We start from the raw sequence: 17,331 nt of genomic DNA on the forward strand, positions 1-17,331 counted from the left end.
GTTCGGCGAGAGCAGGTGGCGGGTTTGCACGGGTTCGCTTTCATTTCTGTGACGTCCAGGTCTGTGACATCCAGGATCGTCTCCGCGCGGGTCTCGATCTCCTCCCGCGCAAAAAGGCGGGACTGTATGTTGAACATGAGGAAATGACATTGCGTGCGATCAGGTGGCTTGCGTGTCTTTCGCTGGCCCTCATGATTTTCGTCGTGGCATCGCCGGCACGCGCAGTCGACGCCGTCAGCGTCCGCAGCGACGCGCCCGCCATCGACCTCACCGCCATCCTCGATCATCAGCACAGCGACTCAGACCGCATTCAAGTCTCGACCGCGCCCGGCACCGACGGTATCATTCGCCGCATCGAGGTGCGCGCGCGGGAAGGCGGCCAGCACTGGGTCGTTTTCGCGCTTGCCAACAACACCGACGATCAACTGGATCGTTTGATCGTCGCACCGCATTACCGCCTCGTGTCTTCGGGACTGCTCTGGCCGGATCTCGGACAATCGCGCATCGCGACCATCACGCCATCGACCGGTGATCGTCCGGAGCGGCAGGAGAGCGCCACCGCCGACGTCTTCCGCATCACGCTCGATCCGGGCGCAGTCATTACTTTCGTCATGGAACTGCGCACCGACAAGCTGCCGCAGCTTTATCTCTGGGAGCCCGACGCCTACAAGGACAAGGTCAATTCCTTCACCTTGTATCAGGGCATCGTCATCGGCATCTCCGGGTTGCTGGCGCTGGTGCTGACCATCCTGTTCGTGGTCAAGGGAAGCATCATGTTTCCTGCAGCCGCAGCGCTTGCCTGGGCGGTGCTGGTTTATATCGGCGTCGATTTCGGCTTCTGGGGCAAGGTGCTGGACATGTCGGCCGGTGCTGAACGGGTCTGGCGCGCCTCGGGCGAGGCGATTCTCGCGGCAACGCTGCTCGTATTCCTATTCGCCTATCTCAACCTCAATCGCTGGCACGTCCGCTATTCGCATATCACCCTTGGCTGGCTGGCTTTCCTCGGCTCTCTGGTGGCGCTTGCCCTGTTCGATCCGGCGGTGGCCTCCGGTATCGCGCGGATGTCGCTCGCCCTGATCGCCATATTCGGCTTCGGACTGATCGTCTATCTCGCGGTTCACGGCTTTGATCGCGCCGTATTGCTGATCCCGACCTGGTTCCTGTTGGTGGTTTGGGTCAGCGCCGCCGGAATGGCGATCGAAGGCAAAGTCATCAACGACATCGTCGGCCCCGCCCTGCTCGGCGGCCTCGTGCTGATCGTGATGCTGATCGGATTCACGGTAATGCAGCATGCTTTCGCTGGCGGAGGCAGCACCTCGGGCGTCGTATCCGACGTCGAGCGCCGCGCTCTCGCGTTGACCGGCGCGGGTGATCTGGTTTGGGACTGGGACGTCTCCGCCGACAAGGTCTTCACCAGTCCCGAGACCGAAAGCCTGCTCGGCCTGAAACGCGGAGCGCTCGAGGGTCCGGCGGCGACCTGGCTGGAGGTACTGCATCCGCTCGATCAGGACCGGTTCCGCGCGGCGCTAGACAGCGTACTCGAACAGCGTCGGGGACGGCTAGTGCAGGACTTCCGGCTGCGCATGTCCGACGGCCACTTCATGTGGTTCGCACTGAAAGCGCGCCCGGTGGTCGGGTCCGACGGCGAGGTTTCACGGGTGGTCGGAACTCTCACCGATGTCACCGAGACCAGGAAAGCCGAGGAGCGGATGCTCCACGATTCGGTGCACGACAACCTGACCGGCCTTCCAAATCGCAAGCTTTTCATCGACCGTCTCAACGCGGTCGCGACCTTCGCCAAGACCATGCCGAGCCTGCGGCCGACCCTGATGGTAATCGACCTCGACCGTTTCAAGCAGGTCAACGATTCCGTCGGTATCGCGGTCGGGGATTCGATCCTGCTGACGCTGGCACGGCGGTTGACGCGCATCCTCAAGCCACAGGATACGCTGGCGCGACTTTCCGGCGACCAGTTCGGCCTCATCGTGTTGTCGGAGCAGGACCCGCCCCGCATCACCGCGTTCGCCGAAACCATCCGCAAGACCATCCGCGCTCCGATCACCTTCAATGACCGCGAGATCTTCCTGACCGCGTCAATCGGTCTCGCGCTGAGCGACCCTCAGACGCAATTGACGGAGGAGATCATCAAGGACGCTGAACTTGCGATGTACCATTCCAAACGGATCGGCGGCGATCGGATCGACGTTTACAAACCTGCGATGCGCGCCCGGAAAAACGATCGGCTATCGCTCGAGTCGGAGTTGCGGCGCGCCATCGAACGGCGTGAGATCGCCATCCTGTACCAGCCTATCGTCCGGCTGGAGGACCGCTCGATCGCGGGGTTCGAAGCGCTGGCACGGTGGGATCACCCCAAGCTTGGGCGGATGGCGCCGGACGAATTCATCACTATCGCCGAGGAAGCCGGCCTGATTGTCGATCTCGGGACGTTCGTGATGGACCAGACCACGCGCCAACTCGCGGTCTGGCAGCGCACTATCCGGTCGCAACCACCGATTTTCGCCAGCGTCAACGTCTCTTCGCGCCAATTGCTGCGGCATGATCTGATCCACGACATCCGCTCTGTGCTGTCGCGCTCATCAATCGCGCGCGGCACACTGAAGCTTGAACTGACAGAATCGCTGGTCATGGAAAATCCCGAACATGCAGCTCAGATGCTGCAACGAATTCGCGAACTTGGCGTCGGGCTCTCGCTTGACGATTTCGGTACGGGCTATTCCTCGCTATCGTACCTGCAGCGTTTCCCGCTCGACACTATCAAGATCGACCAATCGTTCGTGCGCACCACAACGCGGGGCACGCGGCCTGTCATTCTCAAGTCGATCATCGCAATGGCGCACGATCTCAGCATGGACGTTGTCGCCGAAGGCGCTGAAACCGACTCTGATGCGGTAGAACTCTATCAGATGGGCTGCGAATACGCGCAAGGCTTCGCATTCGGCGAGCCGATGGACGCCGATGCGACGATGCGGCTCCTGGCCCAGGAGCGGCTTGAGGCGGCAAGCTGAGATCGGCCAATGCGCAACACCCGAAAGGCAAAACCTCGGCTCGCTCAGGCGTGACCGGCTTCGTTCGACAACATGCCCGGATCGATGCCGATCTTGTGCAGCGCGCGAGTATATTTATCCTCGATATCGTGGCCGAAGATCAGGTCCTGATCAGCCGGGCAGTGCAACCATCCGTTGTCCTGGATTTCCGTCTCCAGCTGACCCGGCGCCCAGCCGGCATAACCAAGCGCCAGGATCGCGTGTTTTGGGCCGGTGCCTTTGGCAATAGCTTCCAAAATATCGAGCGTCGCGGTCAGGCAGATGCCCTCGTCAATGGGCAGCGTCGCATCTTCGATGAAGAAATCGCTCGAGTGCAGAACGAAGCCGCGGCCGGTTTCGACCGGGCCGCCTTTCATCACTTTCATCGTCTCGGCGGTTTCCGGCAGCTTGATCTGGTCGGTTCGCTTAATGATGTCGAGTTGCACCAACAAATCAGTGAAGTCGACGCTTCCGGCAGGGCGATTGAGGATAATACCCATCGCTCCCTCGGACGAGTGCGCGCAAACATAGATCACGGATCGTGCGAACCGCTCATCTTCCATCACCGGCATAGCAATCAGCAGCTGGCCGTCGAGATAGTTGCGGTCATCAGTCTCCGTGTCTGCATCGTCGGTGTGACGACGGTCCCTGCCAGGCCCTTTACGCGCTGGATTCATCAGCAAATGACCCTCATGTTGCCCTTCCATCCTGATATTGGGCGTCCATTCTGTCAATCAACCATCCCGCCACGGCTAAACAGCACATCACAAGCAATTCAATAGTTTGGCTTCGGAGCAACCTGTAAAAAGACGCTGCATGATCATCAAAGTTCCTCTTTACGCGGTGCCCTGCGTTGCGGTCGCATTGCTGGGTTGTGCGCTTTCAATTCCTGCGACGGCCCAAGATTCCTCGCCATGGCAGCAAGGCAGCCACGCCGCCGTCCGCCTGCTCGCGGGCTCGCGCAGCGGAGCGGTACTGCTCGGTGGCATCGCGTTTCAGCTCGAGCCGGGTTGGAAAACCTTCTGGCGGACACCGGGCGACTCGGGCGTGCCGCCGCGGTTTGACTTCTCAAGGTCGGACAACGTCGATGCTGTGACTGTGCTGTGGCCCGCGCCATCGAAATTTCCCGACGGCGCGGGCGGTCATGCGCTCGGCTACAAGGAGCAGATCGTGCTGCCGTTGCGGATCGCAGCTACCAATGCCGAGAAACCGATCACGCTGCGCGCAACCGTCAATTTCGCGGTATGCGCCAAGCTGTGCATTCCCGCCGAAGCCACTATGGAGCTTGCTTTCGCCAGCGTCGCCAGCGCAGAGGACAGCGCGCTTGCCGCGGCGCTCGATATGGTGCCAAAGCCGGCCCGGATCGGGGACCCTAATCCCTTGACGATTCGCGACGTCAGGCGCGACGAGAAATCCACGGTGATCGTCGATGTCGCAACCTCAAATCCCAGGGACGAGGTCAACCTGTTCGTCGAAGGCCCGACGCCGGACTGGTCGCTGCCGATCCCGACCCGGCACGAGCACGCGCCGCGCGGGGTGAAACGATTTTCATTCAAGCTCGACGGCCTACCGGCGAACGCGAATGCTGAAGGCGCCGCGTTGAAGCTGACTCTGGTCGGCGACAAGAGCGCCTATGAATTCAATATCAATCTGAATTGATGGCGAACCGTCAGAGGCGATGCAAGCCTATCTGTTTCACCCAACAGAATCTTAAGGAATCGTTGCTTAAGTCCGGATCATGGCGCGCTTCCCGCGCCGAGGATTTCGCCGTGGCCATGACGGACACCCAACCCGCCCCTGCGAAGCGATCGCCCTTACTGACCGGACGATTGCGCGCAATAATGGGAGGTTCGAACGAGGCTTCGCTGACCAAGCGGCTCGCCGGCACGATCTTCATCATCCGGGTCATAAGCGCCGGCCTTGCATACGTGGCGCAAATCCTTCTCGCGCGGTGGATGGGCGGTTCCGACTACGGCGTCTATGTGTATGTCTGGACCTGGGTTCTGCTGCTCGGCAGCATGATGGATTTCGGCATCTCGGCCTCGGCGCAGAAGATCATTCCGGAATATCGCGCGAGCGGCGACGATGCACGGCTGCGCGGATTCCTGAGCGGCAGCCGCTGGATGACATTCATCGTTGCCTCGCTGGTCTCGATATCGCTCGCGGCCCTGGTCAGAGTACTGTCGCCGTGGATCGATGCGGCGACGGTCGTGCCGCTTTATGTCGGCTGCCTGACGCTACCGGCATTCGTGGTCGCCAACACCCAGGACGGCATCGCGCGTTCCCACGATTGGATGCGGCTCGGACTGATGCCCCAGTTCATCGTGCGGCAATCGCTGATTATCGGCTTCACCGCCGGCGCTTTCGCGCTGGGATTTCACCTCAGCGCCACCGTCGCCATGCTGGCCAGCGTAGCGGCGGTCTGGATTGCCATGATCGGCCAGATGATCGTACTCAATCGCAGATTGGGCACGATCGTAGCGTCCGGGCCGAAGGTCCACGATTTTCGCGGCTGGCTCTCGGTCTCGTTGCCGATTTTGCTGGTCGAGAGCTTTTATCTCCTGTTGTCCTACACCGATGTACTCGTGCTGCAGCAGTTTCGCTCGTCGGAGGAGGTCGGCGTTTACTTTGCCGTCGTTAAAACCTTGGCGCTGGTGTCGTTCATTCACTACGCTATGTCGGCGACAACGGCGCACCGCTTCACTGAATATCATGCCGCAGGCGACCGCGAGCGGTTGGCGGCCTACCTCGCCCATGCGATCAAATGGACGTTCTGGCCCTCGCTTGCGGCAACGTTGCTGCTGCTCGCACTCGGCAAACCGATGCTGTGGCTATTCGGTCCGCAATTCGTCACCGGCTACAGCATCATGTTCGTAGCCGCGATCGGGCTCGTGGTCCGTTCCGCCATCGGCCCGGTCGAGCGGCTGCTCAACATGCTTGGCCATCAGCACGCCTGTGCATCCGCTTATGCGCTGGCCTTCGGCATGAACGTCGCGCTGTGCTTCGCGCTCGTCCCGCGCTACGGCGGCCATGGCGCCGCCGCCGCCACTTCAATCTCGCTCGCGTTCGAAACGGTCCTGCTGTTCTGGATCGTCCGCCGAAGACTCGGATTGCATGTGCTGGCGTTTGGAAAGCGGGCCTCTGTATAAAAACGTCACCCCGTCGTGGCCGGATTTATTCCGGGGTATGGACGAAACAAATCCATCGTTCAGCGGAGAAGATTGCCTACGCTGCCGTCCAGCCGCCATCGATCGACAGGTTGCTTCCGGTGATCTGAGCGGCATCGTCGCCGCAGAGATAGAGCGCCAGCGCGGCGACTTGCTCCACGGTGACGAACTGCTTGGTCGGTTGCGCCGCGAGCAGCACGTCGTCCAGAACCTGCTCCCTGGTCAGGTTGCGCGCCTTCATGGTGTCGGGAATTTGTTTCTCGACCAGCGGCGTCCAGACATAGCCGGGGCTAATACAGTTGCAGGTGACTCTGTGCGGCGCGAGCTCAAGCGCCACCGTCTTGGTAAGGCCAGCAATTCCATGCTTGGCGGTCACATAGGCCGACTTGAAGGGCGAGGCCACCAACGAATGCGCCGATGCGGTATTGATGATGCGACCCCAACCGCGTTTCTTCATGCCAGGCACGGCGGCGCGGATGGCATGGAAGGCCGACGACAGATTGATGGCGATGATCGCGTCCCACTTCTCGATGGGAAAGTCCTCGATCGGCGCAACGAACTGGATGCCCGCGTTGTTAACGAGGATATCGACCGAGCCAAAGGTTGTTTCGCCCAGTTCGATCATGCCCGCAATTTCGGCGGGCTTAGTCATGTCGGCAGGCGAGTAGACCGCCTTGACCTTGAACTCCGCCTCGATGCCGGAGCGTTCCTTGTCGATTTCTGCCGCAGTGCCAAGCCCATTGATCACGACATTAGCGCCGGCGCCGGCGAAGGCGCGGGCATAGGCCAGCCCTATGCCGCTGGTTGATCCGGTCACGACCGCGGTCTTGCCTTTCAAGTTCGTCATCGCCTTCTCCTGTCGGAACAGCGGATCATCGACGGCGGTGCTTCTATCAAATCACGGGCTCACAGTATCACCGCTCAAGCCGGCCCGCGGCGCCTCCACGCTAATGCGCCTGAGGCGGCACCGTGACGTCGGTTCGCGCTCGGGTCGCAGGCGACACCGCTCCACGCAGTCGTTATCGCTCGTCGGTGGACGCCAATACCAGCGTCCAGAACACCTTGTATTTGGTATCCGGAGCATAGGTCGCTGCGATGCCCAATTTCGTGACGCCGTTCTTGAGCATGTTGGCCCGATGCGGGGGCGAATCGCGCCAGCCCGAGAATGCCTCGGCGAGGGTATGGTAACCGGCACCGATATTCTCGACCGCCAGCGTTGCCGGATAGTTGGCCGCCGCCAGCCGCTTGGGCAGCGTGCCGGCAATGTCGTGATCCATTTTATTGCGTTTGGCCATCACCATCGATTGGGTTTCGGCGACCTTCATGAGTTCGGGATCGACCGTCACAGGACCCAGGCTGTTATTAGCGCGATAGCCCGAAATCATGGAGGCCGCCACCGCGGCATCCAGCTTGGCTCCGCCATGGGCCATGTCGAGATAGAACGCCGGCTGCTCGTCAGACGGCGGTTTATCCGTAACGCATCCGGCCACGGTCAGCAGGCCAAGAAGCATGGCAAAGGTGCGGATCATCCTCGTATCCCGAATCCGAAGTTCTGCACTGCGCCCTTCGAACTTCGGATTCGAAAGGACGCGAGCAGCTTATACTTGCTAGAGGTCCATCGATCTTAACATTCGCCAAAGACGCGCTGAAAACAGCATGCGAATGTCGGAATCGGGCCACTAGTCCCCAATCAGTTGCAGGTGTTGCACATCAATGGTGGCTGAAAGGTGAATGAAGCCTTAGCGTACCGACACTGGCTTTCGCCTGTCTTGCGGCAATCTTTGATATGAACGCCGGATCAAAGGGACATAAGCGGCCGCACGATTCCAGATTTTGGTTCGCTTGATGGACTCACTGAGACAATGAAGGTCTGAACCAAAACCACGCTAGGCCGGATCCGCGAAAATACGATAACGCCGGGGCCGCAATCCGACGACCTCGCCATCCCGAAGCTCGCGATCACGCGGCGCATCGATCTCGATGATGGTTTCGCCCTGGCCGTCGGACAATGCGACGTCGGCGCGCTGGATCGGACCGAAGGTCCGCACCCGCCGCACGGTGCCCTCGAGGCCACCCCAGCCGGGCGGACTGATCTGCATATCGTGGCGGCGAACGAACAGCTTCGACGGCCCGGATACACCGCACTCCGCTGCGATATTCAGCGGTGTGCCGCCAAGCCGAATCACACCGTCCTGAACATCGACGGGCAAGACAATCGATTCGCCGATAAAGCCATGGACGAAGGCGGTCGCCGGGCTGTCATAAACCTCACCCGGCCTGCCGATCTGCTCGATCCTGCCCTTGTCCATCACCACGACGCGGTTTGCGACTTCGAGCGCTTCCTCCTGATCGTGAGTCACGAACACCGAAGTGACATGAATCTCCTCGTGCAACGAGCGCAGCCAGCGGCGCAACTCCTTCCGCACCTTGGCATCGAGCGCACCGAACGGCTCGTCCAGCAGTAGGATGCGGGGCTGGGTGGCCAGCGCTCGGGCAAGTGCGATGCGTTGACGCTGGCCGCCGGAGAGTTGACTCGGGTAGCGGTCAGCGAGCCAGTCGAGCTGCACCAGATCGAGCAATTCCCTGACTCGCGCGCGGATGCTGGCTTCGTCCTTGCGAACGGCGCGCGGCTGCACCCGCAGCCCGAACGCGACGTTTTCGAATACCGTCATATGGCGGAACAAAGCGTAGTGTTGAAATACGAAGCCCACCTGCCGCTCACCCGCCCCGCGCGCCAGGGCGTTCTCGCCGTCGAATGACACCGAGCCACCGTCCGGCCAGTCGAGCCCGGCGATAATTCGCAGCAGCGTCGTCTTGCCCGAACCCGACGGGCCAAGCAGCGCCAGTAATTCCCCATCCGCGATCGTCAGGTCGACACCACCAAGCGCGGAAAATGCGCCAAATCTCTTGACGATATTTTTTAGCTCAATGCTCACGCGCCTGCCGTCCCTCGTCGAGTTGCCCTTCGAGAATCGTTTTGGCAACCAGCGTGATCAATGCGAGCAACGCCAATAACGATGCTACCGCGAACGCCGCCACGAATTGATACTCGTTATACAGGATTTCAACCAGCAGCGGCATCGTATTGGTTTCACCCCGGATGTGACCGGAAACCACCGAGACCGCACCGAACTCGCCCATGGCGCGCGCGTTGCAGAGCAACACGCCATAGAGCAAGCCCCATTTGATATTCGGAAGCGTAACGCGAAAGAAAGTCTGCAGTCCGGAGGCGCCGAGCGATAGCGCGGCTTCTTCTTCCGCCGTTCCCTGCTCCTGCATCAACGGAATTAGCGCCCGCGACACGAACGGAAAAGTCACGAACGTTGTCGCCAATGCGATGCCAGGCAACGAAAACAGAATCTCGATGTTGTTATCTTGTAGCCAAGGTCCGAGAAAACCCTGTCCGCCGAACAACAGCACGAACACCAGACCGGAAACGACCGGGCTGACCGAGAACGGCAGATCGATCAAAGTGATGAGCAGCGTCTTTCCGGGAAACTCGAACTTGGCGACGGCCCATGCGGCAATCAATCCGAACACCAGATTGAGACCCACCGAGATCGCCGCAACCGTCAACGTCAACCTGATCGCCGATAACGCTTCAGGCTCGACAAGCGCCGCGAGATACACCCGCCCGCCCCTGGATAACGCTTCGACGAACACGATCGTCAGCGGCAACACGATGAACAGCGTGAGAAACAGGATACAAAGGCCGATCAACAGTCCACGCACCCAGCGCGGCTCGGAGCGGGCATCGGTCTGGTCAAGCGGAATCGCGATCGCGGCTTCAGACATCAACGCCACCTCTAGTACGCCTGCTCTTGCGACCGAGCCCAGCGCTGCAAGCGATTGATGACGAAGATCACCAGGAAAGACACCACCAACATGACCACGGCGATCGCGGTCGCGTCGGCGTAGCGGAATTCCGACAGGCGGATCACGATCAGAAGCGGCGCGATTTCCGACACGTTCGGCAGGTTACCGGCGATGAAAATCACTGAGCCGTATTCACCGACCGCGCGTGCGAATGCGAGCGCAAACCCCGTGAGCAGTGCCGGCACAAGGCTTGGAAGAACAACCCGCCACACTGTCTGCCATCGACTGGCGCCAAGACTGGCAGCGGCTTCCTCGATCTCAGGATCGAGATCGATCAGTACCGGCTGCACGGTGCGCACCACGAAAGGAATCCCGATAAACACCATCGCAACAAAAATACCGAGGGGTGTAAACGACACTTCGACGCCCAGCTCGGCCAGCGGTGCACCGAGCCAGCCATTCTGCGCGAACAGCGTCGTCAGCGCAATGCCGGCCACCGCGGTCGGCAACGCAAAGGGAATGTCGACGATCGCATCGAGAATGCGGCGACCCGGAAACCGGTAGCGTACCAGCGCCCAGACGATGACGCTGCCCATCACCAGATTGACCAGCGCGGCAAGGAACGCGAGTCCGAATGAAATCTTGAGCGCGTTCAATGTTCGCCGGCTGGTGATGATATCGAGAAACTGGGCAAAGTTCAGTTCAAATGACTTTAGAAACAATCCCGCAAGAGGGATCAGAACGATGATCGAAAGCCAGGTCAATGTCAGCCCCATGGTGAGGCCGAATCCCGGCAGCGTCCGACGTCGTCCCAATCCTCCTTTCACGTCGTCCCGCTCCGCCCCGTTGAATCAGTCCTGGTAGATCTGATCGAAGATGCCGCCTTCGCTGAAGTGCACCTTCTGCGCCTTGGCCCAACCGCCGAACACGTCGTCGATCTTGAACAGTTCAACCTTGGGGAATGCATCGGCATATTTCTGGATTATTTCCGGGTCAGTCGGACGGTAGTAGTTTCGCCCAGCGATATCCTGGGCGTCCTTCGTATACCAATATTTCAGATACGCCTCGGCAACGGCGCGTGTACCCTTCTTGTCTACCACTTTATCCACGACAGCAACCGGCGGTTCCGCCAGAATGGAGATCGACGGCACCACGATCTCGAATTTATCTTTTCCGAACTCCTTCAGCGCGAGAAAGGCTTCGTTCTCCCATGCCAGCAGCACGTCGCCGACGCCGCGCTCGACGAAGGTGACGGTAGAGCCGCGCGCGCCGGTATCGAGCACCGGAACGTGTTTGTAAATGTCGGCCACAAACTGTTTAGCCTTGTCTTCGCCGCCCAGCTTTTTCAGCGCAAAACCCCATGCTGCGAGATAATTCCAGCGCGCGCCGCCGGAGGTTTTGGGATTCGGCGTAATGACTTTGACACCGGGCTTGATCAGATCGCCCCAATCCTTGATAGCTTTGGGATTGCCGGTACGCACCAGAAAAACGATCGTTGACGTATAGGGAGATGAGTTCTCCGGCAACCGCTTCTGCCAGTCCTTAGCCAACAGACCGTGCTCCGCCGCCGCATCGATGTCATAGGCGAGCGCAAGGGTCACCACATCGGCCTGCAAACCATCGATCACTCCGCGCGCCTGCTTTCCGGAGCCGCCATGAGACTGCTTGATCTCGACGCTCTTGCCGGTTTCCTTTTGATAATGCGCCGCAAACGCCTTGTTGAAATCAGCATAAAGCTCTCGAGTCGGATCGTATGAGACATTCAGCAACGACACGTCGGCCGCGTAGGCAGAACCAGCCCATATCAATCCAGCCAAAACCATAAAGATTCGACGAAGCATTCCCATCTCCATAAGGCCCGCTCACGCGACGACCATTAGCGCCAGAACCCATGAAGAAACTCGTCAAAGGGCAGCTTCAAGTCAACGAAACGACATTTCAATGTTTGCGGCGGTGCAGAGTTATTCCTCTACGAAGTCTTCATCGTGTGGATGCCGCATTCCGTCTTGGCTCTGCCGCGCCAGCGGCCGGCGCGTGCGTCTTCATTCGCGGTCGCGCGCGAGGTGCATGGCATGCAGCCGACGGAGAGGAATCCCGACGCGATAAGCGGGTGCGGCGGCAGTTTCGCCGATGCATAGATCGCCTCGATGTCGGCGCGCGAGGCGTTCGCGAACGGATTGAACTTGAGCCGCGCGCCGTCGTCTTCCACGAATGGAATGTCGGCGCGAAGGCCACCCTGAAACCGCTTGCGACCGTTGATCCAGGCGTCGAACGGCTGAAGTGCGCGCGCAAGCGGCTCCACTTTCCGAATCCGGCAGCAGGCATCCGGATCTGAGTGCCATAACTCGCGATCAGGGTCCTCGCCTTTCAACGCATCCTCTGACGGCGGAATGGAGCGAACATCTGTCAGGCCGAGCGCCGCGATCAATGTGTCACGATAGGTCAGCGTCTCTTCAAACAGCCATCCGGTATCGAGAAAGATGACCGGAATGGCAGGATCGACGTCAGCCATCACCTTGAGCAGCGCAGCGGACTCGGTGCCGAACGACGAGACCAGCGCCAGCCTGTCTCGACCAACCGTGCGAAGCGCCACACTGATCACATCCGCGGGGGAAGCGCTGCGCAAAGACTCGTTTAGCGCGGCCGCAGCAGGCAATGCGGGGATCTCTGCCGCTGGAGCAGATTGCGCTGTCGCACCCGTCGCGGCGCTCTTTCGTTCAAGCAGAGAAGTCATTCTGCGGCCATCTGAAATGTCTGGAGGGAGGAATTCTGGCTCGCATTGCGCCACGGCGCGGAGTGCGAAACGACGTCACCGATCACAAGGATAGCGGGGCCACCCTCGACATCGCGAACCAGCGCCGGAAGGTGATCCAGTATACCGATGACGGATTTGGCATCGGGACGGGTGGCGCGGGCGAACACGCCGACCGGCGTTTCGGGCGAACGCCCGGCCTCCAGCAGCCCGCTGCGGATCGCCGCCGCCGCCGTGATTCCCATATAGACCACGACGGTCATCTTGCGGTCGGTCAGTGCCGACCAGTCGACGTTCGAAGCGTCGTGAGCCTTATGCGCGGTAAGAAAGGTGATGCGCAGCGCCTCTCGGCGGTAGGTGAGCGGCACTTCGAATTCCGCAGCCGCGCCGAGCCCGGCCGTAATTCCAGGTATAACCGAACAGGCGACACCGGCCTCTCGTAGCGCCTCTACCTCTTCGCCGCCGCGGCCGAAAATGAAGGGATCGCCGCCCTTGAGGCGGACGGCCCGCTGACCGGATTTGGCGGCATCGATCAGCAGCCGGTTGATGGCGTCTTGCCCGATGCCGGGTTTGCCGATGCGGCGACCCACCGGCACACGCACCGCGTCGCGGCGCGCGCGATCGAGAATCTCTGGCGTGACCAATTCGTCGTAAAATACGATGTCGGCATCCTGCAGCGCCCGCAGCGCCTTGATGGTGAGCAGATCCGGATCGCCCGGCCCCGCGCCGACCAGCGTGACGCGCCCTTCGATCTCGCCCGGAACAGATGCACCCGCATAAATAGACGGATCGACAATCGCCTTCAGTGAGCCTTCGGCCTCATCGGAACGGCCGGCAAGAATCGCCTCGCCGATCGGGCCGTCGATCACGCGCTCCCAAAAGCGACGACGCAACGGGAGGTCGGGAATGTGGTCATGAATTGACCTGCGCCAGCGCCCAATCATAGCCGCCAGGTCGCCTATACGCGCCGGCAAGGCTGCTTCGATACGTTCGCGCACACGCCGCGCCACCACGGGTGATGCGCCGCCGGTGCCGATCGCCGCCACCACGTCGCCGCGATCCACGATCGCAGGAACGATGAAACTCGAATGCGCAGGATCGTCCATCACATTGACGGGCACACCGGCCGACCGCGCACGCGCAGCGACGTGCTCGCCGATCTCCCCGGCGCTCGCGCAGAACACCGCGACGATGCCGCTAAGATCAACCGTGCGCGGATCGACTTCCCCTCTCTCGATCCGCGAAGCGGCAGCCGCGTCAAGACCGGGAACCGCGAAGTCACCGTCGGTGGCGTGCCAGCGCACATGCGCTCCCGCCGCAAGCAACAGGCGCAACCTGGCCCGAACCAGGTCGCCCGCTCCGACCAAAAGGATCGGACCGGCACTGGGATCGAGAAAGATCGGGAGGAACTTCATCTGGTGTTCTCTACTCCCTGGATAGGGTTGACTGAAATTATTTTCTATTTATGTATCTGACAAGATCACAAAACAGAAAATTATTTCTTCTATGCGAAGACCTAAGTATAGAATTTCCTACTTCAAAACACCACCCGGGCGAGATGCATCTTCTCAGCGTCCGGAATCCGCAATTCTGGCGACCGCTGACTTTGACGATCAGCGGCACAGCCGTCGACTGTGAACGACGAAAAAAGAAGCTAAGGAGCAGGCCATGCAGCCTGGAATGGACCATCTTGATGCGCTTGAAGCGCAGAGTATCTACATTTTCCGGGAAGCGTTTGCCCGGCTGAAAAAGCTCGCGCTGCTGTGGTCGCTGGGCAAGGATTCCAACGTGATGATCTGGCTGGCGCGCAAGGCCTTCTTCGGCCGGGTGCCGTTCCCGGCGTTGCACGTGGACACCGAGAAGAAATTCCCCGAAATGTACGCATTTCGTGATCGCTACTCGAAGGAGTGGGACCTCGACCTCAAGGTTGATTACTGCCCGCCGGTCGAAGCGATCGATCCGACCTTGCCGCCTGCCGCTCGCTCCGCGGCGCGCAAGACCGAGGGGCTGAAACTCGCGCTCAACAAATATGGCTTCGACGGACTGATCGCCGGCATCCGCCGCGATGAGGAAGCGACCCGCGCCAAGGAACGGGTGTTTTCGCCACGCGGCACCGAAGGCGGATGGGATGTACGCGACCAACCGCCCGAATTCTGGGATCAGTTCAATGCCTCGCCGCCTCCCGGCGCGCATTTGCGGATCCATCCGATCCTGCACTGGACCGAGGCGGATATTTGGGCCTACACCAAACGCGAGAACATCCCGATCATTCCGCTCTATCTGGCGAAGGAGGGCAAACGCTATCGTTCGCTCGGCGACGCCGACATCACCTTTCCCGTCCCTTCGACCGCATCGAGCATCGACGAGATTCTGATCGAACTCGAGGGCACCAAGATTCCCGAACGCGCCGGGCGCGCGCTTGACCACGAGACCGAAGACGCTTTCGAACGGCTTCGTGTCGCCGGCTATCTCTGATCTGAATCGAATCGAGCGCTTTTCCAATGAACATGATCGCACCTAACCTCGCGTCGAACGCTGCCCTCTCGACGCCCAACGGCACGACCCGCCCCCAGGTCCGCATCGTCATTGTCGGCCACGTCGATCACGGCAAGTCAACGCTGGTCGGGCGGTTGCTGCACGAGACCGGCAGCCTGCCCGATGGCAAACTTGAGATGCTGAAAGCGGTCAGCACCCGACGCGGTATGCCGTTCGAATGGTCGTTCCTGCTGGACGCCCTGCAAACCGAGCGGGATCAGGGCATCACCATCGATACCACGCAGATCCGTTTCCGTACGCGCTCGCGCGACGTGGTGCTGATCGACGCTCCCGGCCATGCCGAATTTTTGCGTAACATGATCACCGGCGCGGCACAGGCCGACGGCGCAGTGCTCATCATCGACGCGCTGGAAGGCGTGCGCGACCAAACGCGGCGGCACGGCTATTTGCTGCATCTGCTCGGCGTCAAACAGGTCGCTGTCGTCGTCAATAAGATGGACCGAGTCGATTTCAGCACGGAACGCTTTGGCGCCATTCGAGACGAAATTTCGGCACACCTGACCGGCCTCGGCCTCGCGCCGACGGCCGTGATTCCAATATCGGCCCGCGACGGCGACGGCGTGTCCGAGCGGACTGCGAAGATCGGCTGGTACAGCGGTCCCACCGTGGTCGAGGCCATCGATGCACTGCACCCGGCGCGACCGCTCGATGAACTGGCGCTGCGCTTCCCCGTTCAGGCGATCTACAAATTCGATGATCGCCGCATCGTGGCCGGGCGTATCGAGTCGGGCGGCCTGACCGCGGGCGACGAGATCGTGATCATGCCGGCCGGAAAGATCGCAAAGATCCGCAGCGTTGAAGGCTGGCCCTCGAGTCCGAAAAGTGCGCAGGGGGCCGGCCGCTCGGTCGGCATCACGCTCGACCGCGAATTGTTCGTCGAGCGCGGGGATGTCATTGCCCATGTTGGGTCGGCCCCGCGCGATACCCGAAGGATACGGGCACGCATCTTCTGGCTGCACGAGCAACCGCTCGCAGCTGGCGCATCCATTCTGCTGCGGCTCGGCAACAAGGAAACGCGCGCCGTCGTCGTGGCCATCGAGAAAGCCGTCGATCCCGGCGAACTCTCGAGCGCCGAAACCAAGGCGATCGCGCGCAATCATGTCGGTGAAATCGACATTTCGCTATCGCAGCCTCTCGCCGCCGACCCGTATGTCGACAACCCCCGCACCGGCCGCCTCGTGATCGAGGTCAACGGCCGCATCGCCGGCGGCGGGCTGGTGCTCAGCGTCGACGCAGGACAGCGCGCGGCTCCGGTCGACATCGTACCGGTGGAATCCGCGCTGCGGCCCGACGAGCGCTCCGCCCGCTATCGTCACAACGGCGCCGTCGTCTGGCTGACGGGATTGCCGGGCTCCGGTAAATCCACGCTGGCCCGCGCGCTGGAGCGAAAGTTGTTCAGCGACGGCGGCTCGCCGATCCTGCTCGACGGCGACACGCTGCGCGCCGGACTGAACGGCGACCTCGGTTTCTCGCCGCAGGATCGCACTGAGAACATCCGCCGGCTCGCCGAAGTCGCCACGCATCTCGCGCGCAATGGTCACCTCGCGATCGTCGCTGCGGTCTCCCCATCGCGCGAGGATCGCGCCGCGGCGCGGCGCATCGCCGACAGCACCTTCCGCGAAGTCTATGTCGCAACGCCGGCTGACGTTTGCGAGCGCCGCGATCCCAAGGGGCACTATGCGAAGGCGCGCGCGGGTGTGCTGCATGGCTTCACCGGCATCGGAAACGACTATCAGCCCCCGGAGACGGTGGAACTGACGATCGATACCTCGTCCCGCACGGTAAGTGATGCCGCCGATGAGATCGAGCAGATGTTGATCAGAACCGGCGTTCTGTTCGACGAACTGACCGACGTCGCCGCCAACATCTGAGGCTGCGAATACTGGGCCATAGCCGCGGACCCTGCGCGGCTATGTATCGGCTTGTCTCGGTCTATAGCGTTTTCGAGCGATACCAGTTCGCGTGAAGAAAATGTGTCAGATCAAAATCGTAGAGT

Annotated in this window: 14 protein-coding genes; 5 read left to right on the plus strand and 9 right to left on the minus strand. The window is 61.0% G+C overall.

Going from position 1 to position 17,331, the window contains the following annotated elements:
• Positions 1-149 precede the first annotated feature (149 nt).
• Positions 150-3,026 (plus strand): EAL domain-containing protein, encoded by a 2,877-nt coding sequence (locus AC1RT6_RS12675; RefSeq protein ID WP_079448127.1) that lies wholly within the window; start codon positions 150-152, stop codon positions 3,024-3,026.
• Between the two features lie 44 nt (positions 3,027-3,070).
• On the opposite strand, the gene AC1RT6_RS12680 is transcribed toward AC1RT6_RS12675, so the two are convergent.
• Complete coding sequence (locus tag AC1RT6_RS12680; protein WP_079448128.1) at positions 3,071-3,721, minus strand: YqgE/AlgH family protein; 651 nt, start codon at positions 3,719-3,721, stop codon at positions 3,071-3,073.
• Between the two features lie 139 nt (positions 3,722-3,860).
• Between AC1RT6_RS12680 and AC1RT6_RS12685 the strand changes: the two genes are divergently transcribed.
• Both AC1RT6_RS12685 and AC1RT6_RS12690 read left to right on the plus strand, forming a co-directional pair.
• Complete coding sequence (locus AC1RT6_RS12685; RefSeq protein WP_079448026.1) at positions 3,861-4,703, plus strand: protein-disulfide reductase DsbD domain-containing protein; 843 nt, start codon at positions 3,861-3,863, stop codon at positions 4,701-4,703.
• A 116-nt stretch (positions 4,704-4,819) separates the two neighbouring features.
• Entirely contained in the window at positions 4,820-6,193 is a 1,374-nt protein-coding gene (locus AC1RT6_RS12690) for a flippase (RefSeq protein ID WP_087881213.1), read from the plus strand.
• A 76-nt stretch (positions 6,194-6,269) separates the two neighbouring features.
• Here AC1RT6_RS12690 and AC1RT6_RS12695 read toward each other — a convergent pair whose 3' ends face one another.
• The 8 genes from AC1RT6_RS12695 to cysG all read right to left on the minus strand — a co-directional run bounded on the left by AC1RT6_RS12695 (position 6,270) and on the right by cysG (position 14,194).
• Positions 6,270-7,058: a 3-hydroxybutyrate dehydrogenase gene (locus AC1RT6_RS12695; RefSeq protein WP_079448027.1), complete on the minus strand. Its 789-nt coding sequence runs from the start codon at positions 7,056-7,058 to the stop codon at positions 6,270-6,272.
• A 172-nt stretch (positions 7,059-7,230) separates the two neighbouring features.
• A complete protein-coding gene (locus AC1RT6_RS12700) occupies positions 7,231-7,740 on the minus strand; it encodes a CAP domain-containing protein (protein WP_079448028.1) in 510 nt (169 codons plus the stop codon).
• 357 nt (positions 7,741-8,097) lie between these two features.
• Positions 8,098-9,147 (minus strand): sulfate/molybdate ABC transporter ATP-binding protein, encoded by a 1,050-nt coding sequence (locus AC1RT6_RS12705; RefSeq protein ID WP_079448029.1) that lies wholly within the window; start codon positions 9,145-9,147, stop codon positions 8,098-8,100.
• The gene (gene cysW, locus AC1RT6_RS12710) at positions 9,137-10,006 is read right to left on the minus strand and encodes a sulfate ABC transporter permease subunit CysW (RefSeq protein ID WP_079448130.1); all 870 of its coding nucleotides are present in this window, start codon (positions 10,004-10,006) and stop codon (positions 9,137-9,139) included. Before cysW ends, AC1RT6_RS12705 begins: the two co-directional genes overlap by 11 nt.
• An 11-nt stretch (positions 10,007-10,017) precedes the next feature.
• Positions 10,018-10,854 carry a sulfate ABC transporter permease subunit CysT gene (cysT, locus tag AC1RT6_RS12715; protein ID WP_079448030.1) on the minus strand — a complete coding sequence of 279 codons (837 nt, stop codon included), beginning with the start codon at positions 10,852-10,854 and terminating at the stop codon, positions 10,018-10,020.
• 24 nt (positions 10,855-10,878) lie between these two features.
• Complete coding sequence (locus tag AC1RT6_RS12720; protein ID WP_079448131.1) at positions 10,879-11,868, minus strand: sulfate ABC transporter substrate-binding protein; 990 nt, start codon at positions 11,866-11,868, stop codon at positions 10,879-10,881.
• 128 nt (positions 11,869-11,996) lie between these two features.
• Positions 11,997-12,761, minus strand: a complete 765-nt coding sequence (locus tag AC1RT6_RS12725; protein ID WP_079448031.1) for a phosphoadenylyl-sulfate reductase — start codon at positions 12,759-12,761, stop codon at positions 11,997-11,999.
• Complete coding sequence (gene cysG, locus AC1RT6_RS12730) at positions 12,758-14,194, minus strand: siroheme synthase CysG (RefSeq protein ID WP_079448032.1); 1,437 nt, start codon at positions 14,192-14,194, stop codon at positions 12,758-12,760. The genes AC1RT6_RS12725 and cysG overlap by 4 nt, the downstream gene beginning before the upstream one ends.
• Positions 14,195-14,447: 253 nt before the next feature.
• Between cysG and cysD the strand changes: the two genes are divergently transcribed.
• Together cysD and cysC are read left to right on the plus strand one after the other, a co-directional pair.
• Entirely contained in the window at positions 14,448-15,254 is an 807-nt protein-coding gene (gene cysD / locus AC1RT6_RS12735) for a sulfate adenylyltransferase subunit CysD (protein ID WP_079448033.1), read from the plus strand.
• A gap of 26 nt (positions 15,255-15,280) precedes the next feature.
• A complete protein-coding gene (gene cysC / locus AC1RT6_RS12740; protein ID WP_079448034.1) occupies positions 15,281-17,206 on the plus strand; it encodes an adenylyl-sulfate kinase in 1,926 nt (641 codons plus the stop codon).
• Positions 17,207-17,331: the final 125 nt, after the last annotated feature.

This window comes from Nitrobacter sp. MLSD-S21 (assembly GCF_058809865.1).